This is a genomic window from Microbacterium saccharophilum, from assembly GCF_007992455.1.
GTDB lineage: Bacteria > Actinomycetota > Actinomycetes > Actinomycetales > Microbacteriaceae > Microbacterium > Microbacterium saccharophilum.
The window spans coordinates 124,941-145,270 of record NZ_BKAH01000006.1; the positions used below are offsets into that span (position 1 = coordinate 124,941).

A 20,330-nucleotide genomic window follows, 5' to 3' on the forward strand; every position below is an offset into this window, starting at 1 on the left:
CTTACTGAACGAACGGTCTGTAAAGGAGTCGACGATGACGACAGCACCGGACCTCACCGCGGTCACCGCGGGCAGTGCGGATGACACGGCCGCCGAGCAGGCGGCCTTCGATGCGCTCATCGACGCCGAGCAGCGCATCGAGCCGCGCGACTGGATGCCGGAGGGCTACCGGAAGACGCTCATCCGGCAGATCTCGCAGCACGCCCATTCCGAGATCATCGGCATGCAGCCCGAGGGGACCTGGATCACGCGAGCTCCGAGCCTCAAGCGCAAGGCCATCCTGCTCGCGAAGGTGCAGGATGAGGCCGGGCACGGCCTGTACCTCTACTCGGCGGCCCAGACGCTCGGCATCACGCGCGACGAGATGACCCAGCAGCTCATCGACGGGCGCGCGAAGTACTCCTCGATCTTCAACTACCCGACCCCCACGTGGGCCGACATGGGCGCGATCGGCTGGCTCGTCGACGGCGCCGCGATCTGCAACCAGGTGCCGCTGTGCCGCGCGTCGTACGGCCCCTACGGCCGCGCGATGGTCCGCATCTGCAAGGAGGAGTCGTTCCACCAGCGGCAGGGTTTCGAGATCCTCCTCACGCTCATGCAGGGCACCGCGGCGCAGCGCGCGATGGCGCAGGACTCCGTGGACCGCTGGTACTGGCCGTCGCTCATGATGTTCGGGCCGCCCGATGAGTCCTCGCCGAACTCAGCGCAGTCGATGGCGTGGAAGATCAAGCGGTTCTCCAACGACGAGCTGCGGCAGCGGTTCATCGGGATGCTGGTGCCGCAGGCGGAGATCCTCGGGGTCACGCTGCCCGACCCCGAACTCCGCTGGGACGAGGCGGCGCAGCGCTGGCACACCAGCGAGATCGACTGGACCGAGTTCCACGAGGTGCTCGCCGGCCGCGGCCCCATGAACGCCGCCCGCCTGCAGCACCGGCGCGCCGCCCACGAGGACGGCGCGTGGGTGCGGGAGGCCGCCGTCGCCTATGCGCGCCGGCAGGCGGAGAAGACCGAGAGGGCGGTGGCGTGATGACGACCCCGGGCTCCTCGGACCGCGACACCTGGCCGCTGTGGGAGGTGTTCGTCCGCGCGAACCGGGGGCTCTCGCACGTGCACGCCGGATCGCTGCACGCGCCCGATGCCGACCTGGCCCTCCGCAACGCGCGCGATCTGTACACGCGGCGCGGCGAAGGGACGTCGGTGTGGGTCGTGCCTGCGGAGGCCATCACGACGAGCGACCCCGACGCCAAGGGGGCGTTCTTCGAGTCCCCGGCGGGGAAGAACTTCCGCCACGCGCGGTACTACACCGCCTCCGAGGGGGTGCCGCACCTGTGAACACCGGATCCGACACGCACGGCGACGTCACCGTCGACGAGGTGCAGCTCTCCGCCGAGCTCGCCGGAGCCGGCCGGCGCGCCGCGACGGCGGAGGCGGCCGAGTATGCGCTCTGGCTCGGCGACGACGCGCTCATCCTCGCCCAGCAGCTCGCCGGCTGGATCTCCCGAGCCCCCGAGCTCGAGGAGGACATGGCGCTCGGCAACATCGCCCTCGACCTTCTCGGCCACGCCCGCTCGCTGCTGCACTACGCGGGAACGTTCGACGGCCGCACGGAGGATGACCTCGCCTACTTCCGTGACGAGCCGGAGTTCCGTTGCGCGTGGCTCGTCGAGCAACCCAACGGGGACTTCGCGCAGACGATCGCGCGCCAGCTCGTGGCATCCGCGTACCTGTTCGAGCTCTACGCGGCGCTCGCCGGATCGGCGGATGAGACCCTCGCCGCCGTCGCCGCGAAGGCCGTCAAGGAGGTCGAGTACCACCGCGACCACGCCGTGCAGTGGACGCTGCGCCTCGCGGGCGGGACCGACGAGTCGCGCCGCCGGATGATCCGGGCCACCGGCGACGTGTGGCCGTACGTCGACGAGCTCTTCCGCGACACGCCTCTCATCGATGCGCTCGAGGGTGTCGCGGTGCGGCCGTCGAGCCTGCGGGCCGGGTTCGACGCGGTCCTCGCCGCGGTGTTCGCGGAGGCGGAGCTCGAGGTGCCGGCGGTGCCGCCGTCTGCCGCGGGGGGCCGGCACGGCCGTCACTTCCCGCAGCTCGCCTTCCTGCTCGCCGAGATGCAGGTCCTCGCGCGACGGCACCCGGGGGCGACATGGTGACGGCCTGGGAGGCGGCCGCCGCCGTCTGCGACCCGGAGGTCCCCGTGCTCACGATCGAGGACCTCGGAGTGCTGCGCGGCGTGGAGGTCGACGGCCGGCACGTCACCGTCACGATCACGCCGACGTACTCCGGTTGCCCCGCCGTGTCCGCCATCCGCGACGACGTCGTGCTGGCCCTCACCCGCGCCGGGTACGCCGACGTGGATGTCCGGCTCACGCTCTCCCCGGCCTGGACGACGGACTGGATGAGCGAGGACGGCAAGCGCAAGCTCCTCGCGTACGGGATCGCGCCGCCGACCGAGCGCCGGGCCGTCGGCCCGATCCCGGTGCAGCTGGCCGTCCGCTGCCCGCAGTGCGGCTCGCTGGACACCCGCGAGGTGTCGCGCTTCGGCTCGACCTCCTGCAAGGCGCTCTACGCATGCCGGTCCTGCCTCGAGCCCTTCGACCACTTCAAGGTGCACTGATGACGGTTCCTCCGTCGACGGGCACCGCGGATGCCGTCGCCGACGCGTTCCTGCGGAGCGCCGTCGGGGGTCCGTCCGTCGCCGGCCGCGGCCGCGCGCGGTTCCATCCGCTGACCGTCGTCGAGGTGCGCCCGCTCACGGCGGATGCCATCGAGGTGACCTTCGCGGTGCCGGATCAGCTGCAAGGCGACTACGGCTACCTGCCCGGCCAGTACGTCGCGCTGCGGACGACGCTCGACGGTCAGGAGACGCGCCGCTCCTACTCCCTCTGCCGCCCGCCGACCCCCGGCTCGCTGAGCATCGCCATCAAACGCGATCGCGGCGGCCGGTTCTCGACGTGGGCGCAGACCGAGCTGCACCCCGGCGACACCCTCGAGGTCATGAGCCCGCAGGGCACCTTCACCTCCGCGCTCGCCGACCTCGACGGCGCGCACATCGCCGGGATCGCCGCCGGGTCGGGGATCACGCCGGTGATGGCCCTGGCATCCGCCGTCCTGGCTCGCTCGGACACGTCGCGGGTGACGCTCGTGTACACGAACCGCTCGAGCGCCGACGTCATGTTCCTCGAAGACCTCGCCGATCTGAAGGACCGCTACCCGACGCGCCTCGCGCTGCACCACGTCCTCTCCCGCGAGCAGCGCTCCGCGCCGCTGCTGTCCGGCCGGATCGACGCGGGGAAGCTCCGCACCATCCTCGACGCGCTCGTGCTGCCGGAGACGATCGACGAGTGGTTCCTCTGCGGGCCGCTCGAGCTCGTGCAGCTCTGCCGCGACACCCTCGCCGACATCGGGGTCGATCGCTCGCACGTCCGGTACGAGCTGTTCACGAGCGGCGACGACCCGCGGCCACACCCTGTCGCGCCTCTCGCGGTGCGGCCGGATGCGCCGTCCGTCACCGTCGAGATCACGCTGGACGGTCACTCCGCGACGGTGCAGAGCCCCGTCGACGCGCACGAGTCGATCCTCACCGCCGCCCTGCGCGTGCGTCCGGACGCGCCGTTCGCCTGCGCCGGCGGCGTGTGCGGCACCTGCCGCGCTCGCCTGCTCACCGGCTCCGTGCACATGACCGAGAACTACGCGCTCGAACCGGACGAGCTCGAGCGCGGCTACATCCTCACCTGCCAATCGCATCCGACCAGCGACCGCGTCGCGGTCGACTACGACGTCTAGGAGCCCGCATGATCGACCTCCGCATCGACGACGCCGTCGCGCACATCGTGCTCGACAACCCCGACCGGCTCAACGCGCTCGACGCGCAGGCGCTCCGCGACCTCGGCGACGCATACGCCGAAGCCGAACTCGCCGGGGTCCGCGCGCTCGTCCTGCGGGGGGAGGGGCGCGCATTCTGCGCGGGCCGCGACATCTCCGGGGTCGATCCGCGTGAGGACGACGTCTCCGGGTACCTCGACGGGCTCGTCGCCCCGCTCCTCCAGCGCATGGCGGGGTTTCCCGCCCCGACCTTCGCGGCCGCGCACGGCGCCTGCCTGGGCGTCGGTCTCGGCCTCCTCATCGCGACCGACGTCGTCTACGTCGCCGAGAACGCGAAGATCGGCTCGCCCTTCGCGGCTCTCGGCGCGACGCTCGATTCCGGCGGGCACGCCCTGTTCTTCGAGCGGCTCGGAGCCCACAAGACGCTCGACCTCATCTACACGGGACGGTTGATGACCGGCGCCGAGGCCGTGGCATCCGGCCTCTTCTCCCAGGTGTTCCCCGCCGACGCCGTCCTCGAGCAGACGATGGATGCCGCGGCCCGCGCGGCAGCCGGCGCGACGGCGGCGTTCCGGGCCAGCAAGCAGCTCGTCGCGCAGCTGCGCGACGAGCGGCTGGGCCTCTGGCGATCGATGAGCGCGGAGAACGCGGCGCAGGTCGCGCTGTGCGACACCGACGACTACCGCGAGGGATTCGCGGCGTTCCAGGCCAAGCGGACGCCGGAGTTCCACGGGCGCTGACCGGCTCTTCACGTATCCGGGACGAAGGTCCCTATTGCACCGCGCGCGGAAGGAGGATCGTAAGTGTGGTCAGACCACATACGAATCGCCCGAAGCCACAAGCCCACGGGCGGAGAAGGAGTCACAGAAATGACCACTCACGCGGTTCCCACCGTCCTCCCGATGACGGCGGCCCGCACCGCCACCGCCGTCGCCGCGAAGCCCCTCGCCCTGCAGGCGGAGATCGTCACCTCCGTGACGGCTCGCCGCTGGCTCGCCGTCACCCGGTTCGCCACGGGCTTCATCTTCCTCTGGGCCTTCCTCGACAAGACCTTCGGCCTCGGGTTCTCGACCCCCATCGAGCGCGCGTGGATCAACGGCGGCACCCCCGCCCAGGGCTTCCTCAACAGCCCCGCCGTCGTCGGACCGCTGCAGCCCTTCTTCCAGAGCATCGCGAGCCCCCTCGTGGACGTGCTCTTCATGGCCGGCATGCTCGGCGTCGGCGCGGCGATCATGCTCGGCATCGGCACGCGGGTCGCGGCCGTGGCGGGCACCGCGATCATGGTCATGATGTACCTCGCCGAGTGGCCGTTCATGGTGGGCTCCACCAACCCGCTCGTGGACTACCACATCATCTACGCACTCGCGCTGATCGTCGTCGCGGCAACGATGGCCGGCGACACGTGGGGCCTGGGTGCCATGTGGAAGAAGCTGCCTCTCGTGCAGCGCTTCCGCTGGCTCGTCTGATACCCGGGCCGCACCCGCGGCGCGGATCCCTCCGGGGGTCCGCGCCGCTTCTTCGTGCGTCGCGGTCGTCGGGGTCGTCGGGGTCGTCGCGGTCAGCTGAGCGTGCGCCGGACGGCGTACAGCGCGGCCTGCGTGCGGCTCTGCACGTCGATCTTCCGCAGCAGCGACGTGATGTAGTTCTTCACCGTCTTCTCCGCGATGCCCAGGCGCAGCCCGATCTGCCGGTTGCCGAGGCCGGCGCCGATGAGCTCGAGGATCTCCGTCTCCCGCCCGGTCAGAGCCACCGCATCCCGTCGCGTCGTCGTCTTGGCTGCGGCGGCCCGTGGCCGGAGGGTGGCCGCCAGCGTGCGACCGGCCGCCACGGCGCGGAGCGCCTCGAGGAGGTCGGCGGCGCGGATGCTCTTGAGGAGGAACGCCGCAGCGCCCGCCTCCACGGCCGCGGCACGCGCGGTGTCGTCGCCGACGGAGCTGATCACGACGCACCGCGTCGCGGGGGAGAACGAGCGGATGCTGCGGCACACCTGCGCGCCGTCGCCGTCGGGCAGGCGCATGTCGAGCACGGCGAGGTCGGGCGAGGTCGCCTGGGTGCGGGCGAGGGCCTGGTGCGCGCTCGCCGCCTCGGCGACGACGCGGAAGTCCGGTGCAGAGTCGATCGTGTCGGCGATGCCCCGCCGCATGAGGTCGTGGTCGTCGAGCACGAGCACCGAGGTCATCGCCTCAGGCTAGCGGCGAGCACGCCTTCGCCCGCGCCGAAGTGCGGGTCTTCGGGGTGCCGACCCGCCATTCGGCGCGAGTCAACCGCATCCCGCTTCCTCGCCCGCGCCGAAGTGCGGGTCTTCGTGGCCCTGACCCGCCATTCGGCGCGAGTCAACCGCACACCAGCAGGATCAGGCGCCGGGTCAGGCGATGCGGGAGTGGTCGCCGAGGCGGTGCCAGGTGCGGTTGTGGTAGACGAGCGCGTCGCCGTGGTCGCCGCCGTCGACGTCGCGCTCGAGGCGGGACTGCAGGGCGTGGGCGGCGATGACGGTGGAGCCGCCGGCATCCATCCGGCCGATGACGGCGCAGCGCACCCAGGCGCGCACGTCGTGGTAGACCGGCTCACCGGTCACGAGCCGCGACCAGCGGTGCGTCTCGGCGAAGCGGTCGACGCCGCTCGTCGCGCCCAGCTTCGCGACGTCGATGTCGTGCGCGTCCAGGAGGTGCACGACGACGGTCTCCGCGCGGGACAGGACATCGGATGCCGAGGACTGGGCCGAGATGGAGAAGATGAGCAGCGGCGGCTCGGCGCTCACCGACGCGACCGAGGTCGCGGTGAGTGCGACGGGGCCGTCGCCGGCGTCCGCCGTGATGACCGCGACGCCGCCCGGGTGCCCGCGGAAGAGCGCCTTGAACTCATCCGCCGACAGGGACGTGCCGAGCGTGTGGGCAGCGTGTGCGGCGGCGACCTCGACGGTGGCGGTGCGAGTGGTCATGATTCGACGCTAAGCCGCGCGGGAGTGGGGGCGGGTCGCGTGTGTGCCCCCGTGACAGTGTGTGACGGCATGTGACGGCGCGGGTTTCGTCCTGTTGCGGCGGCATGGGTGCGGATGCCGCTTCCCGGCGACGATGGGGGCATGTCGCCCCTCGTCCGCGTCGATGAGCTCGTCGCCGAGCTCTCGGCGGGCGCGCCCGTGCGGCTCCTCGATGTGCGGTGGCGGCTCAACCAGCCGGAGGGGCGGCCCGATTACCTCGCCGCCCACCTCCCCGGTGCCGTCTACGTCGATCTGGAGCGGGAGCTCGCCCGCCCCGGGCGTCCCGAGGAGGGGCGTCATCCGCTGCCGGAGCGGGCCGATCTCGAGGCGTCGGTGCGACGTTGGGGCGTGCGCGCCGGCGATCGTGTCGTGGCCTACGACGACAACGACGGGGTCGCCGCCGCGCGGGCGTGGTGGACGCTGCGGCGGCACGGCGTCGACGTGCGCGTGCTCGACGGCGGCTTCCGGGCGTGGATCGCCGCCGGGCTCCGCGTCGAGGCGAGCGACCGCGCCGTCCGGCCCGGCGACGTCGTGCTGACGGCGTCCGATGCGGGCACGGCGAGCATCGACGACGCCGCGCGCGCCCCGCGCACCGGGGTGCTCGTCGACGCACGCGCCCCGCAGCACTACCGGGGGCAGGTGCCGGGCGTCGATCCGGTCGCCGGGCACATCCCGGGCGCCGTGAACATCCCGACGGTGAGTCACATCGCGGCCGATGGGCTGCTGCGTCCCGCCGCCGAGATCCGGGCGACGCTGGCCGGGCACGGGATCGCGCCCGGCATCGACGTCGTCGTCTACTGCAGTTCCGGCATCCCGTCGACGCATTCGGCGCTCGCGTTCGCGGTCGCCGGTATCGACGCGCGGGTCTTCGTCGGGTCATGGAGCCAGTGGGCGCGCAGCCCCGGCCGGCCCGTCGCGCGCGGCGCGGGCGACGAACACGTCGTCGCCGCGGTCTGAACCTGGCCTCTGACTGAGCACGCGGTCGTGGCGCGGGGCGACTGCCGACGTCACATGGCGCAACGTGCCTACACATGTCGCAATGGTCCGCGCGGTGGCAGGCCGCCATGCCGCAGGATCAAGACTCCGCACGACAGCACCACATCGAAAGGAGATTCCGCATGGCGCGTCACATCACGTTCGGCGTGATCCTCACCGGCACCGGCGGCCCGGGGGAACACAACCGCTGGCTCGACCCGGAGATCCCCGGGGATGCGAGCGTCGACATCGACTGGTATATCGAGCAGGCTCGAACCGCCGAGCAGGCGGCACTGGATCTCGTCTTCATCGTGGACAGCCAGTTCATCACCCCCGACTCGCCGCCCCACTACCTCAACAGGCTTGAACCGCTGACGCTCCTCTCTGCGCTCGCCGTCCGCACCGAGCGAATCGGACTCGTCGGCACGGCCACGACCTCCTACAACTCGCCGTACAACCTCGCGCGTCGCTTCGCTTCCCTCGACCTCATCAGCCGAGGTCGGGCGGGGTGGAACGTCGTCACGAGCGGCGATGCGGGAACGGCCGGCAACTACGGGCTCGACGAGCACTACGACTACGCGACCCGCTACGGGCGCGCTGCCGAGCACATCGAGGTCTCCCAGGCGCTCTGGGATTCGTATGAGGACGACGCCTTCCCGCGCGACCGGGAGAGCGGCGTCTTCCTCGATCCGTCGAGGCTGCATGCGACCGACCACCACGGGGAGCACTTCTCCGTCGTGGGGCCGCTCAACATCGAACGCTCACCGCAGGGGCAGCCGGTCATCTTCCAGGCGGGTGACTCCGATGAGGGCCGTGACCTCGGCGCTCGGTACGCGGACGGCATCTTCACGCACGCGTCGACCATCGAGCGCAATCGCGCGTTCGCAGACGACATCAAGGGTCGCGCTGCGGCGGCCGGCCGCGAGCCCGAGAACGTCCTCATCCTCCCCGGCGTCAAGATCATCGTCGGAGACACCGACGAAGAAGCCCGCGAACTCGAACTGGCGCAGCACCGGCTCTCGAACACATTCGATCAGGCGCTGGGCGAGCTCGGCAGGCCGTTCGGCTGGCACGACTTCCGTCAGTACGACCTGGACGCCCCGTTCCCGGATGTCCTCGTCCATGCCGAGCGCAGCTTCAAGACACAGGCCACGCAGATCGTCGAGCTCGCGAAGGCCCAGAGCCTGACGCTACGTCAGGTTGTGGATCTCCACGCCGCCCCGCGGCGTTCGCCGTTCGTCGGCACCGCGCTCACGGTCGCCGACGCGCTCGAGGCGTGGTTCCGGGCCGGGGCGGCCGACGGATTCAACATCTACGTGTCCCAGCCGTCGCAGCTGCGCCGCTTCATCGATGAGGTTCTGCCGATCCTCCGGGAGCGAGGGCTCGCACGTTCCGGCTACGAGGGCACGACACTTCGTGACCACCTCGGTCTGCCCAAGCCCGCCAACCGGCACACGCTTGCCCGCGCCGCGGCCGAAGCCGACCTCGTAGCCGTCCCCTGACCTGCATCACCCCGACCACAGAAAGAACCCCATGACCAGGAACACCCGTCGCCTCGCGCTCGCCGCAGCCACCGCCGTCTCCGCGATGATGATGAGTGCCTGCGCGACCGCTGGTTCCGAGACAGCGACGCCGGACGCGACGGAGATCACCGTCGCCCTCGCACTGCCCACGTCGTGGGATCCCATCACCAGTCGCACCGGCTTCGACATCAACACGATCTCGCTGGCGTACGCCTCGCTCACGCGTCTCGACGCGGACGGCGCGGTCCAGCCCAGCCTCGCGGAGTCGTGGGAGTACTCCGATGACGGAACGGCCATCACGTTCACGCTGCGCGACGGCCTCACCTTCAGTGACGGGGAGCCGGTCGACGCCGCCGCGGTGAAGGCCTTCTTCGATCGCGGGACGACCCAGGAGGACTCGCACCTCAAGGACCAGCTCGCCGACCTGAAGGAGGTCACCGTCGACAGCGAGCTGGAGGTGACACTCCACCTGACCGAGGTCGACTACCAGATCCCGTACCTCGTCGCCGGACGCACGGGTGCCATCGCCAGTCCCGAAGCGGGCACCGACCCGGCACGATTGGCCATCGAGCCGGTCGGAGCGGGCCCGTTCATCCTGACCGACTTCGTACCCGAGTCGCAGGCGACGTTCGTGAAGAACCCCGACTACTGGGATGCCGAGAACATCCACATCGATGAGCTCGTCCTGAAGCCGCGTCTCGACGCCGCCACCGTCGTCGCGGCGATCCAGTCCGGCTCCGTCGATGTTGCAGTCATTCCCGCCACGCAGGTCGACGCGGCGGAGGCGGCGGGGATCGACGTCACGATCGAGACGGCATTGACGGCGAGCGATGCGTCGATCAACCTCAACAAAGCCCCGTTCGACGACCCCGCCGTCGTCGAGGCGTTCCGCTACGCCTTCGACCGGCAGGCATTCGTGGACGCGGTGACCGCCGGTCGGGGCAGTGTCACCCATCAGCCGTTCCCCGAGGGATACCTGGCGTTCAACCCCGCGGTCGAGGACCTTTGGGACTACGACCCTGCAAAGGCGAAGCAGCTTCTTGCGGACGCCGGCTACGAGGAGGGCGAGCTGTCGGTGGGAATCACCGCGCAGGCCGGCGCCGAGGTAGCCGCGGAACTCACGCAGGCGCAGTTGGAAGCCATCGGTGTCAACTCGACGATCAGCGTCGTTCCTGCGGGGTCCACCACGTGGCAGGACGAGGTCTACGTCGCCAAGTCCCCGCAGCTGGCCCTGGACGGCACCATCGGACGCGAGTCGCCGGTCGCGAACCTGCTGGCTACCTACGGGCCGCAGGGGATCATGAACCTCAGTGGACCTCACGCGACGGAAGAATTCCAGGCTGCGCTGGACGCCGTACGAGCGACGCCGATCGACGCTCCCGAGTACCAGCAGGTGCTGTGGGACGCCGTCGAGGTGGCCGTGACCCAGTCGCCCACGAACTACCTCTACAGCTCGCCGTGGATCTTCGCGACGAGCGAGAAGGTGGGTGATCTCAACCTCCTGCCCTCCCAGGTGCGCTGGGAAGGCGTCACCGTCAACGGGTGATGACGCACATGACCACGCTCGCTCCGCCCACCGCCGCTTCCCTCCCGCGACGGCGGGCGGAGCGCGCCCTGCGCCGCATCGCCGGAGCGGTCGGCAGAACGGCCCTCATCGTCATCCCGGTGTTCTTCCTCGCAACCGTCATCACCTTCGCGCTGGGCGCGGCAAGCGGTCTCAGCCCGGCCGCATCGCTCTCCGGGGATGAGGCGACACCGGAGCGCATCGCCGCCATCAACGCCGAGCTCGGCCTTGACCAGCCGGTCGTCGTGCAATACCTGACGTGGATGTCCCGGCTCCTGGCGGGAGACCTCGGCACGAGTTGGTACAACGGCTTCCCCGTGTCGGAGCTGATCACCGAGCGCCTCGCCGTCACGGCGTCCATCGCCGGCGTCGCCCTTGGCATCGCTCTCGTTGCGGGCGTGGGGCTTGGCCTGCTCGCCGTCGTCTTCCACGGGCGCTTGCTGGATCGGACGATCACCGCCTTCACGACCGCCATCTCCACGTTGCCGCCGTTCGTCGTCTCCATCGGCCTCATCGTGGTGCTGAGCGTGTGGCTGCGGCTGTTGCCCTCCTCCGGGTACGTGCCGTTCGCCGAGGATCCGGTGCTGTGGTTCCGGCTCATCCTCATGCCGGCCATCGCGCTGAGTCTGGATCCCGCGGCCGAGTTGGCCCGTCAGCTCCGTACCGGACTGGTCCACGTGCTCGAGCAGAACTACATCGTGGGCGCCCGCGTTCGGGGGCTGAGCCCGGCCCGCATCCTCTGGGTGCACGCCCTCCGCAACGGGGCCGGCCCGGCGACGGCGATCCTCGGGATGAAGATCCCGACTCTCCTCGGCGGAGCCGTCGTGACCGAGACGATCTTCAGCATGCCCGGGTTCGGGATGCTGGCCGCGGACTCCGCATTGCGCGGCGACGTCCCTGTCGTGCAGGGCACCCTCGTCGTCGCGGTCGTGCTCGTCCTGGCGTTCAGCCTGCTCGTCAACATCGTGCTCGAGGGGCTGCAGCCCGCGGGCCGGAGAGAGGCGCGATCCGAATGAGAGCCGTCTTCCGATCCGTGTCCGCCAAGATCGCCGCCGTGGTGCTGGCTCTCGTCGCGACGCTGGCCGCCTTCGGGCCGATCCTTGCGCCACATGACCCGCTCGCGCAGAACACGGCCCTCCTGCTGCAAGGTCCCTCCTTCGTGCACCTGCTCGGGACCGACGCGCTCGGACGGGATGTCCTGAGCAGGCTGCTCGCCGGGTCGCCCGTCTCGCTGTCGGCTGCGCTCCTGGCGGTCGTGGTCGGGCTGGTGCTCGGCGTCATCCCCGGCCTCCTGTCGGTCTATCTCGGGCGCGCGTTCGAATGGGTGTCCCTTCGGCTCATGGACACCCTCATCGCGCTGCCGTTCCTCGTGTTCGCGATCGCGATGACCGCGCTCCTCGGCAACGGCGTCATCCAGGCGATGGTCGCCGTCGGTGTGCTGATCTCGCCGGCCTTCTACCGGGTGAGTCGGGCGGCGGCGCTCACGGCTTCGCGCTCCATGTACGTGGAGGCTGCCACGCTTCTGGGCGCATCCACGGCCTGGGTGCTGCGCCGCCACGTCTGGCGTCATGTCCTCCCTGCTGTCGCCGTGACCGCGGCCGGCATGAGCGGCGCCTCGCTCGTGATCGTCTCGTCGCTGACGTTCCTCGGCATCGGCGTGGTTCCACCGACCCCGACGTGGGGAGGGCTGCTCGCCACCGATCTGCAGTACCTGTACCAGCGGCCGTGGGGGCCTGTCGCCCCGGCGCTCCTGATCGTCGCGACGGTGTGGGCGCTGAACGCCCTCGCCGATGCGCTGCGCGACGCGCAGACCGCGAAGGCGCGCCGTGTCGTCGCCGAGGAGCCCGCGACCGAATCCCTGCCGCTGTCCATAGCTGAACCGGAGGTCTCAAGATGACAGATCTGCCCCTGCTGGAGATCCATGACCTGCGTATCGCGTCGGGGGCTTCGCAACTGGTCGGCGGCGTCGACCTGGTCCTGCGCCGGGGCGAGAGCGTGGGCATCGTCGGGGAGTCCGGCAGCGGGAAGTCGCTGACATGCCGCTCCGTCCTCGGCATCGTGCCCGAGGGGCTGGAAGTCAGCGCCGCTCGACTGGCCTTTCAGGGGACCGATCTCCGGTCGCTCAGTGAGCGCGCGTGGCGCGGGGTTCGCGGAAGCCGGATCGGCGCCGTGTTCCAGGACCCGGCGTCCTACCTGAACCCCTCGCTCACCGTCGGACGGCAGCTCGCCGAGGTGCTTCGCGTGAAGCAAGGGCACACACGCGGTACCGCTCGGACCGAGGCGATCGACCTCCTGGACCGGCTCGGCCTCCGCGATCCCGCGCGCGTCTTCACGCGCTATCCGCACGAGCTCAGCGGCGGAATGCTGCAGCGCGTGCTGATCGCCGTCGCCATCGCCGAGGGCCCGGATCTCCTGATCGCGGACGAGCCGACCACGGCGCTGGACGCCACAGTGCAGGCCGAAGTGCTCGACGTGCTCGCCGACCTGCGTCGCTCGTCCGGATTGACGTTGCTGTTCGTCTCGCACGACCTCGCCGTCATCACGCAGGTGTGTGATCGTGTCCTCGTCATGCGTGACGGGGTGGTCGTGGAGGAGGGAGCGGTGACGGACGTCCTCAGGGCGCCACGGCATCCATACACGCAGTCCCTCCTCGCCGCCCACCGTGAGTACGGACTCGACCGTCTTCGGCAGCAGGAGGTGGCGCATGTCTGACCTCATCGCGGAATTGCGCGACGCGACCGTGGGGTACCACCGGGGAACGCCGGTGCTGAAGGGTGTCACGCTCCGCATCGCGCCGGGTGAGTCCGTGGGGCTCATCGGGGAGACCGGTTCCGGCAAGACGACGATCGCGCGGTCCCTCCTCGGGCTGACACGCGTCCTCGCGGGCGAGGTCGCCGTCGACGGCCGGGATCTCGCACGCCTCCGGGGTCGCTCCCTGCGCGCGTTCCGGCGTGAGGGGGTCGTGCAGTACGTCTTCCAGGATCCGTTGCGCAGCCTCGACCCCGACATCCCCGTGGGCGATTCCGTCGCCGAGGGGCTCGATGTGCGTGGCCGCCTGGAGCGATCCGATCGGGCCACCCGGATCGCGGACGCGCTGCACGCCGTCGGTCTGGACCCCGCGCTCGCCGCCCGCCGGCCGGGCGACATCTCGGGCGGCCAGCGTCAGCGCATCGCCCTCGCCCGTGCCCTCATCCTCGAGCCCCGCCTGCTCATCCTCGACGAGCCGGTGAGTGCGCTGGATGCCGCGAACCGCGTGCACGTTCTCGACCTGCTCCGCCTCTCGGCGGGGGAGCGCGGCTTCGCGCAGCTCTTCATCTCCCACGACCTGGGCTCGGTGGCGGGCGTCACGGACCGGATCGCCGTCGTGTACCGCGGACGGATCGTCGAGGACGGGCCTACGGCGCAGGTGCTGACCCGCCCGCAGCATCCGTACACCCGGCTGCTCGTCGAGTCGGCGCCCACCCTCGATGCCGCGGGCGCCGACCGCGCACATCGCGCGAGACTGCGAGCCGAGATCGCCGAGCACTCCGCGGCATGAGACGCAACAGACGGAAACACCCGCGATTTCGCCCGACCGCTGCTGTGGAATGGACACCATGACGAACGCCACCGCCCCCGCGCCCGCCCTCTGGACGCCGCCCGCCGCCGTGCGGGTGCGCGGCGCATTGGCCCTCGTGGCCGGTGCCGGGGAGACGACCCGCGTGTACGAGCGGTTCGGCAGCCGCATCGCGGTGGACGGCTACGTCGTCGCCGCGTTCGAGGCGCCGGCCGCGGCCGATGCCGCCGCGTGGCTCGCCGTGCAGGAGCACGCGCCGCGCGTGCTGGTCGGCTCCGACCGTGGCGCCGCCGCCGTGCTGGCTCTGGCCGCGGACGGCGCTCCGGTCGACGGCGTCATCGTCGCCGGCACCCCGGCCGGGCCGGGCGACGACGCGGCGGCTGACGACGCGGAGCGCACCGCCTGCCCCGTGCACCTCGGCGTCCTCGGCGAGGCGGCGGCGCGCGCGACCTCTGCCGCCGTCGCGGCCGAGATCGATCTCCCGGATGCCGCGGCCCTCGGCCGCCTGAGCGTCCCGGTCCTCGCGATCCACGGCGGCGCCGACGTCATCGCCCCGCTGGCCGCGGCCCGCGATGCCCTGACGCCGATCCCGCACCTCGATCTCGTCGAGACGGTCGACGGCCTGCATGACGCGCTCAACGACGCGAGCCACCGCTCGGTCGCGGCGACGATCATCCTGTGGCTCGAGCGGCTTCGCGCCTCCGGCGTGCAGACGCCGATCGTGCGGGAGATCGTCCGATGACCGACGGATTCGCCTCGCTCCAGGTCCAGCGCGGCTACACGCCCGGCACACCGCAGAACGCCGTCGCACCACCGATCTACCAGACCACGGCGTACGAGTTCGCCTCGCTGCAGGATGCCGCCGACATCTTCGCGCTCCGCAAGGTCGGGAACCTCTACAGCCGTGCCGCGAACCCCACGCAGCTCATCCTCGAAGAGCGCGTCGCCGCGCTCGAAGGCGGGCGCGCGGCGGTGGCCGTGGCATCCGGTCAGGCGGCCGTCGCGATCTCCCTGCTGGCCCTCGCCAAGGCGGGGGAGCACATCGTCGCTGCCCGCCAGCTGTACGGCGGCACCGTCGACCTCCTCCAGGAGACGTTCGCCGACTGGGGCATCGACGTCACCTTCGTCGACCAGGACGACCTCCACGCGTGGCGCGCAGCCCTCCGCCCCACGACGCGCGCCCTGTTCGCCGAGTCGGTGACCAACCCGACGGCGCAGGTGCTCGACATCCGGTCGGTCGCCGACATCGCGCACGCGGCGGGCGTCCCGCTCGTCATCGACAACACCGTCGCCACGCCGTACCTGCAGCGTCCGGGCGAGCACGGCGCCGACATCGTCGTGCACTCCGCGACGAAGTACCTCGGCGGGCACGGCACCTCGATGGGCGGCGTCATCGTCGACATCGGCTCGTTCGACTTCGGCGCGGAGCCGGCCCGCTGGCCGCAGCTGACCGAGCCGTACCCGCGCATCGCGGACGTCGTGCTGTGGGACCGGTTCGGCCCATCCGGGCAGGCGCTCGCCGTGCTCATCAAGACGAAGTACGTGCACGACCTCGGGCCATCGCTGTCGCCGTTCAACGCCTTCCAGTTGCTGCAGGGCATCGAGACGCTCGACCTGCGGATCGCCAAGCACAGCGCCTCCGCGCTCGCCGTCGCGGAATACCTCGCGCAGCACGAAGGCGTCGCGAGCGTGCAGCATCCCGGCCTCCCGTCCAGCCCGTGGTCAGAGGCCGCGCGCCGCTACCTGCCGCGGGGCGTCCCCGCCGTGTTCTCCTTCGACCTCGTCTCCACCGGCGACGCGGAGGCCGACCGCATCCGGGTGCACCGCTTCGTCGACGCGCTGCGGCTGGTGAAACTCGTCGCCAACATCGGCGACGCGCGCAGCCTGGTCGCCCACCCGGCATCCATGACCCACAGTCACCTGACCGAGACGCAGCTCGCCGAGGCGGGCATCTCCCGCACGACAGTGCGTCTGTCGATCGGGCTGGAGGACCCGGCCGACATCATCGCCGACATCGCGCAGGCGCTCATCGCCGCATCCATCGAGACCGTGGAGGTCACCCCATGACGATCAACCTCGGCTACTGGACCCCCGTCTACGGCGGCTTCCTGCGGAACGTCGGCGACGAGGAGGGCATGGCCGCCACGTGGGCGTCGATCCGCGAGGTCTCCGTGACTGCAGACCGGCTCGGCTTCCACACGACGCTCGTCCCCGAGCTGTACCTGAACGACCGGAAGGGCATCGACGCGCCGAGTCTCGAGGCGTGGTCGCTGACCGCTGCGATCCTCGCCGTCACCGACCGCCTGCGGGTCATGACGGCCGTGCGGCCCGGTTTCCACTTGCCCGCCGTGCTCGCCAAGACCGTCTCGACCCTCGACTCCATCGCGCCGGGCCGCGTCGCCCTCAATGTCGTCGCGGCGTGGTGGGCGGAGGAGGCGCGCCAGTTCGGCGGCACCTTCACGACCCACGACGACCGGTACGTGCAGGCCGAGGAGTTCGTGCAGGTCCTCCGCGGACTCTGGGGGCGCAGCCCGTTCACGTTCGCAGGCGACCACTATGAGCTCGAGGGCACGATCGTCGAGCCGAAGCCGTCCGCGCAGCCCGTCGTCTTCGCCGGCGGCGAGAGCGAGGCCGGCAAGGAGTCGATCGCGCGTTTCGCGGACGCGTATGTCATGCACGGCGGCACGCTCGACGAGGTGCGGGCCAACGTCGCCGACATCACCGAGCGCTCGCTGCGCATCCACGACCGGCCGCTCCGCGAGATCGGGATGCCGGCCTACGTCATCGTCCGCGACACCGAGGCGGAGGCGCAGCGGGAGCTCGAGCGCATCACGACGGTGGACCCGACCTCGCCGGGGTATGCGTCGTTCGAGGAGTTCCAGCGCAACTCCAAGCTGTCGCTGGAGCTGACCAAGCGTGAGTACTCCGTGGGCACGCGCGGCCTGCGCCCGAACCTCGTCGGGACGCCCGAGCAGGTCGCCGAGCGCATCCGCGCGTACGGGGATGCCGGCATCTCGCTGCTGCTCATCCAGTCCTCGCCGCTGAAGGAGGAGCTGGAGCGCATCGCCGAGCAGGTCTTCCCGCTCGTGCCGCAGGGCGAGTTGGTGCACTGATGGCGCTCCGGGCCGTCGCCGTCTCGGGGAGCCTCCGGTCGCCCTCGACGACCGCGGCGCTCATCGACGGCATCCTGGACGAGCTGTCGGCGCACGTCGACATCACCCGCGAGGTCATCGAGTTGCATCCGATCGCGGGCGACCTCGCCGCCGCGCTGACGGGCGGGGGGACGTCGGATGCCGTCACGGCGGCGCTGGACGCCGTCGCCGGCGCCGACATCCTCGTCGTCGCGACGCCGATCTACCGCGGTTCGTACACGGGTCTGTTCAAGGAGTTCTTCGACCTCGTGCACCAGGACGCGCTCGCCGGCACCCCCGTGCTGCTCGCCGCCGGCGGCGGCGACGACCAGCACTCGCTCGCGATCGACCACCAGCTGCGGCCGCTGTTCGCGTTCTTCCGCGCTGTCTCGCTGCCGGTCGGGGTCTACGCGCGCGGCGCGGACTTCGCCGACCGCCGCATCAGCGGCGAGGCTCTCCCGGCCGCCATCCGCCGCGCCGTCGAGGCGGCACTCCCGGCGCTGCCCGGCGTGCCCAGCGTGACCCGCGTGCCCGTGCCGTAGCCCGCGGTCAGGCCGAGGCGAGCATCCGGCGCAGGTGCGCGCGCAGCGCCGTCAGCTCCTCCGCGCCGAGCGCGCCGGTCAGCTCGGCATCCGCGACGTTCACGCGCGGCCGCAGCGGTCGGACTCGGCGCCCTCGACGCGGACGGCGGTGACGCCGAAGCGGAGATCCTGCCCGCCGGCGAGACGCGCCGCGATGAGGTCCTTGAGCGCCTCGTGCTGCGGGTACAGCCAGACGCTCCGGTCCACGAGGTGGGCGAAGTCGATGCGGTGGCCGGCCCCGTCGAAGCGCAACTCGATGCCGTCGTGCCGGTGCCCCACGGTGCGGGCGCGGCTGAAGTCGCCGAGACCGTCGAGGACTTCGACCGTGCCCTGCTCGAGGATGCCGGCGCGGATCGTGGACTCGATCTCCTCGCGGGTGCGCTGGTCGATCACGATCGATTCCATGCCGGCCTCGGCGAGGAGGTGCGAGAGCAGCAAGCCGGCGGGGCCGGCTCCGATGATCGCGACACGGGTGGTGGTGGGCATGACGTCTCCTTCGACGGGTGGGATGTCGGAGCCCAGTCTGCGCCGCCGCCGCCCACCCCGGAACGAGTCTTCCCGTTGAACGGGAGCGCTCAGTGGTACCGGGCGAGCGCCGCTTCGATGCCGCGTGCCGCGCGGTGCAGCTCGGCGAGGGCCGGCTCCGGCGACGCCTCGCGGGGCAGCACGACCGACAGCGCCGCGATCACGCGCCGCGTGCCGTCCCGCACCGGGACGGCGACACCGGTCGAGACGTCCTCGATGAAGCCAGGGGCGACGGCCTGGCCGCGCGCGCGGATCTCGGCGAGCAGGCGGCGGATCGCGGCGGGGTCGGCGGGCGTCGCGGCGGTGAGCCGTGCGAGCGGGCGGGCGAGCACGCGATCCTGCGTCCCCCGATCGGCGTACGCGAGGAGCAGCAGGCCGGACGAGGAGGCGTGCAGGGGCAGCCGCCCCGCGACCCGGGTGATGTTGGCGCCGGACCGCGGCCCGCTGAGCCGCTCCAGGAACAGGGCCTCGTCCTGCTCGAGGATCGCGAGCTGGGTGTGCTCGCGCACCCGGGTCTGCACGGCATCCATGAAGGGCATCGCCGCCTGACGCAGCCGCAGCGCGGCCGAGGACCGGGTGGCGAGCTCCCACAGCCGCATCCCGATCCGGATGCCGTTGTCGTCGTCGCGCTCGAGGAGCCCGGCGCCGACGAGATCGGCGACGATCCGGTGCGCCGTCGAGCTCGGCAGATCGGCGCGGCGCCCGATCTCGGCGGCCGTCTGCACCGTGCGGGTCGGGGTGAAGGTCTCGAGCACCCGCACGAGCCGCTCGGTCATGCCGTCACCGGAGGAGGAGTTCGCCACGGGGACAGTCTGACAGCGGTCTCCCGTTGATCGGGATGGATCAGCGGATCCGGGTGCCGGCGCGCTGCAGGTCCGCCTCGATGCGGCGGGCGGCCTCGAGGAGGGGCGGCACGACCCGCTCCCGCGTGTCGTCGACGCCGCCGCGGCGGACCGGCGTCGAGACGTTGACGGCGGCGGTGACGGCGCCCGAGGCGTCGCGGATGGGCGCGGCGAACGACCGCAGCCCCTCCTCGAGCTCCTGGTCGACGAAGCTCCAGCCCTGGGCGGCGATCTCCTCGAGGGCCTTCCGGAGGCGCACGCGGGTCGTGATCGTGAAGTCGGTGAGCGGGCGCAGCTCGACCCGCTCCAGGAACGCCTCCCGTTCCGCGGGCGGCAGGAAGGCGAGGAGGGTCCGTCCCATCGAGGTCGCGAACGCCGGCAGGCGGGTGCCGACGCCGATCGCCGCGGAGATGATCCGGTAGGTCGCCACGCGAGCGACGTAGACGATGTCGTCTCCGTCGAGGATCGCGACCGAGGTCGACTCGCCGGTCCGCTCGCTGAGCTCCCGGAGGTGCGGCTGCGCGATCTCCGGCAGGCCGAGGCCGGAGAGGTACGCGAACCCGAGGTCCAGGAGGCGCGGACGCAGGAAGAAGGCGCGACCATCCGTTCCCACGTAGCCGAGTTCGACGAGGGTGTGCAGGAAGCGGCGCGCGCTGGCCCGGCTGATCCCCGCCTCCCGGGAGACCTCGCTGAGCGTCAGCAGCGGACGCTGCGGCCCGAAGGCGCGGATGACGGCGAGTCCGCGGTCCAGAGACTGGACGAACTCGCCCGCGGTCGGGGTCTCCTCCGCCATGGCGGCTCCTTTCGCGGCTGGCCGCACCGGGTCGA

The 20,330-nt window shown here is 71.4% G+C and carries 23 protein-coding genes; 18 read left to right on the forward strand and 5 right to left on the reverse strand.

Annotation, left to right across the window (positions count from 1 at the left end; all coding sequences use genetic code 11):
• Window positions 1-34 precede the first annotated feature (34 nt).
• The 7 genes from paaA (at window position 35) to MSA03_RS08280 (ending at window position 5,294) form a co-directional block, all read left to right on the forward strand.
• Entirely contained in the window at window positions 35-1,027 is a 993-nt protein-coding gene (gene paaA, locus MSA03_RS08250; RefSeq protein ID WP_147050372.1) for a 1,2-phenylacetyl-CoA epoxidase subunit PaaA, read from the forward strand.
• Window positions 1,027-1,332 (forward strand): 1,2-phenylacetyl-CoA epoxidase subunit PaaB, encoded by a 306-nt coding sequence (paaB, locus tag MSA03_RS08255; protein ID WP_028497090.1) that lies wholly within the window; start codon window positions 1,027-1,029, stop codon window positions 1,330-1,332. The genes paaA and paaB overlap by 1 nt, the downstream gene beginning before the upstream one ends.
• Window positions 1,329-2,156, forward strand: a complete 828-nt coding sequence (gene paaC / locus MSA03_RS08260) for a 1,2-phenylacetyl-CoA epoxidase subunit PaaC (RefSeq protein WP_147050374.1) — start codon at window positions 1,329-1,331, stop codon at window positions 2,154-2,156. Before paaB ends, paaC begins: the two co-directional genes overlap by 4 nt.
• Window positions 2,150-2,620 (forward strand): 1,2-phenylacetyl-CoA epoxidase subunit PaaD, encoded by a 471-nt coding sequence (gene paaD / locus MSA03_RS08265; RefSeq protein WP_147050376.1) that lies wholly within the window; start codon window positions 2,150-2,152, stop codon window positions 2,618-2,620. The genes paaC and paaD overlap by 7 nt, the downstream gene beginning before the upstream one ends.
• A complete protein-coding gene (gene paaE, locus MSA03_RS08270) occupies window positions 2,620-3,789 on the forward strand; it encodes a 1,2-phenylacetyl-CoA epoxidase subunit PaaE (RefSeq protein ID WP_147050378.1) in 1,170 nt (389 codons plus the stop codon). Before paaD ends, paaE begins: the two co-directional genes overlap by 1 nt.
• 8 nt (window positions 3,790-3,797) lie before the next feature.
• Window positions 3,798-4,568, forward strand: coding sequence for an enoyl-CoA hydratase/isomerase family protein (locus MSA03_RS08275; RefSeq protein WP_147050380.1), 771 nt, complete (start codon window positions 3,798-3,800; stop codon window positions 4,566-4,568).
• Between the two features lie 129 nt (window positions 4,569-4,697).
• A complete protein-coding gene (locus MSA03_RS08280; RefSeq protein WP_197018631.1) occupies window positions 4,698-5,294 on the forward strand; it encodes a DoxX family protein in 597 nt (198 codons plus the stop codon).
• Between the two features lie 92 nt (window positions 5,295-5,386).
• On the opposite strand, the gene MSA03_RS08285 is transcribed toward MSA03_RS08280, so the two are convergent.
• Both MSA03_RS08285 and MSA03_RS08290 read right to left on the reverse strand, forming a co-directional pair.
• Window positions 5,387-6,007: a response regulator gene (locus MSA03_RS08285; RefSeq protein ID WP_147050381.1), complete on the reverse strand. Its 621-nt coding sequence runs from the start codon at window positions 6,005-6,007 to the stop codon at window positions 5,387-5,389.
• Window positions 6,008-6,193: 186 nt separating this feature from the next.
• Window positions 6,194-6,766 carry a flavin reductase family protein gene (locus MSA03_RS08290; protein WP_147050383.1) on the reverse strand — a complete coding sequence of 191 codons (573 nt, stop codon included), beginning with the start codon at window positions 6,764-6,766 and terminating at the stop codon, window positions 6,194-6,196.
• A gap of 141 nt (window positions 6,767-6,907) precedes the next feature.
• Here MSA03_RS08290 and MSA03_RS08295 point away from each other — a divergent pair, with 141 nt between their 5' ends.
• From MSA03_RS08295 to MSA03_RS08345, 11 genes are all read left to right on the forward strand, one after another.
• Window positions 6,908-7,762, forward strand: coding sequence for a sulfurtransferase (locus MSA03_RS08295; RefSeq protein ID WP_147050385.1), 855 nt, complete (start codon window positions 6,908-6,910; stop codon window positions 7,760-7,762).
• 161 nt (window positions 7,763-7,923) lie between these two features.
• Complete coding sequence (locus MSA03_RS08300; RefSeq protein WP_147050386.1) at window positions 7,924-9,282, forward strand: LLM class flavin-dependent oxidoreductase; 1,359 nt, start codon at window positions 7,924-7,926, stop codon at window positions 9,280-9,282.
• A 31-nt stretch (window positions 9,283-9,313) separates the two neighbouring features.
• Window positions 9,314-10,849 (forward strand): ABC transporter substrate-binding protein, encoded by a 1,536-nt coding sequence (locus MSA03_RS08305; RefSeq protein ID WP_147050388.1) that lies wholly within the window; start codon window positions 9,314-9,316, stop codon window positions 10,847-10,849.
• Window positions 10,850-10,857: 8 nt separating this feature from the next.
• Complete coding sequence (locus tag MSA03_RS08310; protein ID WP_028497101.1) at window positions 10,858-11,883, forward strand: ABC transporter permease; 1,026 nt, start codon at window positions 10,858-10,860, stop codon at window positions 11,881-11,883.
• Window positions 11,880-12,764 (forward strand): ABC transporter permease, encoded by an 885-nt coding sequence (locus tag MSA03_RS08315; RefSeq protein ID WP_028497102.1) that lies wholly within the window; start codon window positions 11,880-11,882, stop codon window positions 12,762-12,764. The genes MSA03_RS08310 and MSA03_RS08315 overlap by 4 nt, the downstream gene beginning before the upstream one ends.
• Window positions 12,761-13,579 carry an ABC transporter ATP-binding protein gene (locus MSA03_RS08320; RefSeq protein WP_051526388.1) on the forward strand — a complete coding sequence of 273 codons (819 nt, stop codon included), beginning with the start codon at window positions 12,761-12,763 and terminating at the stop codon, window positions 13,577-13,579. The genes MSA03_RS08315 and MSA03_RS08320 overlap by 4 nt, the downstream gene beginning before the upstream one ends.
• Window positions 13,572-14,405 carry an ABC transporter ATP-binding protein gene (locus tag MSA03_RS08325; RefSeq protein WP_028497103.1) on the forward strand — a complete coding sequence of 278 codons (834 nt, stop codon included), beginning with the start codon at window positions 13,572-13,574 and terminating at the stop codon, window positions 14,403-14,405. Before MSA03_RS08320 ends, MSA03_RS08325 begins: the two co-directional genes overlap by 8 nt.
• 58 nt (window positions 14,406-14,463) lie before the next feature.
• On the forward strand, window positions 14,464-15,165 hold the full coding sequence (locus tag MSA03_RS08330) for an alpha/beta fold hydrolase (protein WP_147050390.1): 702 nt from the start codon (window positions 14,464-14,466) through the stop codon (window positions 15,163-15,165).
• A complete protein-coding gene (locus MSA03_RS08335; RefSeq protein WP_147050392.1) occupies window positions 15,162-16,490 on the forward strand; it encodes an O-acetylhomoserine aminocarboxypropyltransferase/cysteine synthase family protein in 1,329 nt (442 codons plus the stop codon). Before MSA03_RS08330 ends, MSA03_RS08335 begins: the two co-directional genes overlap by 4 nt.
• On the forward strand, window positions 16,487-17,536 hold the full coding sequence (locus tag MSA03_RS08340) for an LLM class flavin-dependent oxidoreductase (RefSeq protein WP_244946375.1): 1,050 nt from the start codon (window positions 16,487-16,489) through the stop codon (window positions 17,534-17,536). The genes MSA03_RS08335 and MSA03_RS08340 overlap by 4 nt, the downstream gene beginning before the upstream one ends.
• On the forward strand, window positions 17,536-18,096 hold the full coding sequence (locus MSA03_RS08345; RefSeq protein WP_147050394.1) for an NAD(P)H-dependent oxidoreductase: 561 nt from the start codon (window positions 17,536-17,538) through the stop codon (window positions 18,094-18,096). Before MSA03_RS08340 ends, MSA03_RS08345 begins: the two co-directional genes overlap by 1 nt.
• Window positions 18,097-18,195: 99 nt before the next feature.
• Here the strand turns inward: MSA03_RS08345 and MSA03_RS08350 are convergent, their stop codons facing one another.
• The 3 genes from MSA03_RS08350 to MSA03_RS08360 form a co-directional block, all read right to left on the reverse strand.
• A complete protein-coding gene (locus MSA03_RS08350; protein ID WP_371863089.1) occupies window positions 18,196-18,621 on the reverse strand; it encodes an FAD-dependent monooxygenase in 426 nt (141 codons plus the stop codon).
• Between the two features lie 89 nt (window positions 18,622-18,710).
• A complete protein-coding gene (locus tag MSA03_RS08355) occupies window positions 18,711-19,463 on the reverse strand; it encodes an IclR family transcriptional regulator (RefSeq protein ID WP_147050396.1) in 753 nt (250 codons plus the stop codon).
• 40 nt (window positions 19,464-19,503) lie between these two features.
• The gene (locus MSA03_RS08360) at window positions 19,504-20,295 is read right to left on the reverse strand and encodes an IclR family transcriptional regulator domain-containing protein (protein WP_147050398.1); all 792 of its coding nucleotides are present in this window, start codon (window positions 20,293-20,295) and stop codon (window positions 19,504-19,506) included.
• Window positions 20,296-20,330: the final 35 nt, after the last annotated feature.

Coding starts and splice junctions, on each gene's coding strand:
- paaA (WP_147050372.1), top strand. CDS start 35: ATGACGACAGCACCGGACCTCACCGCGGTCACCGCGGGCAGTGCGGAT.
- paaB (WP_028497090.1), top strand. CDS start 1,027: ATGACGACCCCGGGCTCCTCGGACCGCGACACCTGGCCGCTGTGGGAG.
- paaD (WP_147050376.1), top strand. CDS start 2,150: ATGGTGACGGCCTGGGAGGCGGCCGCCGCCGTCTGCGACCCGGAGGTC.
- paaE (WP_147050378.1), top strand. CDS start 2,620: ATGACGGTTCCTCCGTCGACGGGCACCGCGGATGCCGTCGCCGACGCG.
- MSA03_RS08275 (WP_147050380.1), top strand. CDS start 3,798: ATGATCGACCTCCGCATCGACGACGCCGTCGCGCACATCGTGCTCGAC.
- MSA03_RS08280 (WP_197018631.1), top strand. CDS start 4,698: ATGACCACTCACGCGGTTCCCACCGTCCTCCCGATGACGGCGGCCCGC.
- MSA03_RS08285 (WP_147050381.1), bottom strand. CDS start 6,007: ATGACCTCGGTGCTCGTGCTCGACGACCACGACCTCATGCGGCGGGGC.
- MSA03_RS08290 (WP_147050383.1), bottom strand. CDS start 6,766: ATGACCACTCGCACCGCCACCGTCGAGGTCGCCGCCGCACACGCTGCC.
- MSA03_RS08295 (WP_147050385.1), top strand. CDS start 6,908: ATGTCGCCCCTCGTCCGCGTCGATGAGCTCGTCGCCGAGCTCTCGGCG.
- MSA03_RS08300 (WP_147050386.1), top strand. CDS start 7,924: ATGGCGCGTCACATCACGTTCGGCGTGATCCTCACCGGCACCGGCGGC.
- MSA03_RS08305 (WP_147050388.1), top strand. CDS start 9,314: ATGACCAGGAACACCCGTCGCCTCGCGCTCGCCGCAGCCACCGCCGTC.
- MSA03_RS08310 (WP_028497101.1), top strand. CDS start 10,858: ATGACCACGCTCGCTCCGCCCACCGCCGCTTCCCTCCCGCGACGGCGG.
- MSA03_RS08315 (WP_028497102.1), top strand. CDS start 11,880: ATGAGAGCCGTCTTCCGATCCGTGTCCGCCAAGATCGCCGCCGTGGTG.
- MSA03_RS08320 (WP_051526388.1), top strand. CDS start 12,761: ATGACAGATCTGCCCCTGCTGGAGATCCATGACCTGCGTATCGCGTCG.
- MSA03_RS08325 (WP_028497103.1), top strand. CDS start 13,572: ATGTCTGACCTCATCGCGGAATTGCGCGACGCGACCGTGGGGTACCAC.
- MSA03_RS08330 (WP_147050390.1), top strand. CDS start 14,464: ATGACGAACGCCACCGCCCCCGCGCCCGCCCTCTGGACGCCGCCCGCC.
- MSA03_RS08335 (WP_147050392.1), top strand. CDS start 15,162: ATGACCGACGGATTCGCCTCGCTCCAGGTCCAGCGCGGCTACACGCCC.
- MSA03_RS08340 (WP_244946375.1), top strand. CDS start 16,487: ATGACGATCAACCTCGGCTACTGGACCCCCGTCTACGGCGGCTTCCTG.
- MSA03_RS08345 (WP_147050394.1), top strand. CDS start 17,536: ATGGCGCTCCGGGCCGTCGCCGTCTCGGGGAGCCTCCGGTCGCCCTCG.
- MSA03_RS08350 (WP_371863089.1), bottom strand. CDS start 18,621: ATGCCCACCACCACCCGTGTCGCGATCATCGGAGCCGGCCCCGCCGGC.
- MSA03_RS08360 (WP_147050398.1), bottom strand. CDS start 20,295: ATGGCGGAGGAGACCCCGACCGCGGGCGAGTTCGTCCAGTCTCTGGAC.